This window comes from Hymenobacter roseosalivarius DSM 11622 (assembly GCF_900176135.1).
Lineage (GTDB): Bacteria > Bacteroidota > Bacteroidia > Cytophagales > Hymenobacteraceae > Hymenobacter > Hymenobacter roseosalivarius.
Genome location: NZ_FWWW01000016.1, coordinates 1 through 856 on the forward strand (window position 1 = coordinate 1; position 856 = coordinate 856).

General features: G+C 64.7%; 1 protein-coding gene. It reads right to left on the minus strand.

Annotation, left to right across the window (positions count from 1 at the left end; all coding sequences use genetic code 11):
- Positions 1-12: 12 nt before the first annotated feature.
- On the minus strand, positions 13-819 hold the full coding sequence (locus B9A24_RS00650; protein WP_084443174.1) for an IS5 family transposase: 807 nt from the start codon (positions 817-819) through the stop codon (positions 13-15).
- Positions 820-856 lie beyond the last annotated feature (37 nt).

Consider the following 856-nt stretch of genomic DNA (forward strand, 5'->3'; position numbering starts at 1 on the left):
CCCTAGAGCCTGTTATGGACTGGTAGGCTGAAAAACGCCTTTTGCCAGCAAAAGCCCGACGAAAGCCAGGAAATGAAACTGCTGCATGGTCAGCGCCAAGCGCTCGTAGTCGCGGGCTAGGCGGCGGAAGCGAGCGGCCCAGCCAAAGCTGCGCTCCACGACCCAGCGGCGCGGGAGCAGCACAAAACCGGTCTGCCCCTCGGGCTTGGCAATGACTTGCAGGTCAATAGCGTGCACGGCCGCGGCGTATTCGGCTGCTTCGCCCGTGTAGCCCTGGTCCACATAGGCCACCTGGACCTGCTGGCCCGTGACCTGCTGCACCCGCGCACAGAGAGCCGCCACCTGTCCACGGTCTGGCTCGTTGGCGGGCGTGACGACGGCAGCCAGCAGGTGGCCCAGCGTGTCCACAGCCACGTGCACCTTGCTGCCTTTGCGCCGCTTGGCTCCGTCGTAACCAGCCCGCGCTCCGCTCTCGGGCGTGCTCTGCACCGTACGCGAGTCCAGAATCACGGCTGTAGGCTCGGCCTCTCGTCCGGCCAGCACCCGCGCCAGTTCGCGTAAATCGGCCAGCAGGTGCTCGAAACAGCGGTTGTCCCGCCAGCGGGCCCACTGCTGGTAGACCGCCGGCCAAGGTGGCAGGTCATGGGGCAAGTAACGCCAGCCGCAGCCCGTTTTGACCAGGTAGCGCACCGCGTTGAACACGCTGCGCAACGAATGCTGCCGCTGTGGGGCTTCTTCCCGCACCAGCGCCAGATACGGGGCCACAAACACCCATTCCTCATCCGTGACGTCGCTGGGGTAGCCATTTCGCTGTGCCATCCCCTAAATTACGCGACTAGTTCATAACAGCCTCTAG

Excerpts from the sequence above, each read along its gene's own strand:
- B9A24_RS00650 (WP_084443174.1), bottom strand. The coding sequence starts at position 819 with ATGGCACAGCGAAATGGCTACCCCAGCGACGTCACGGATGAGGAATGG.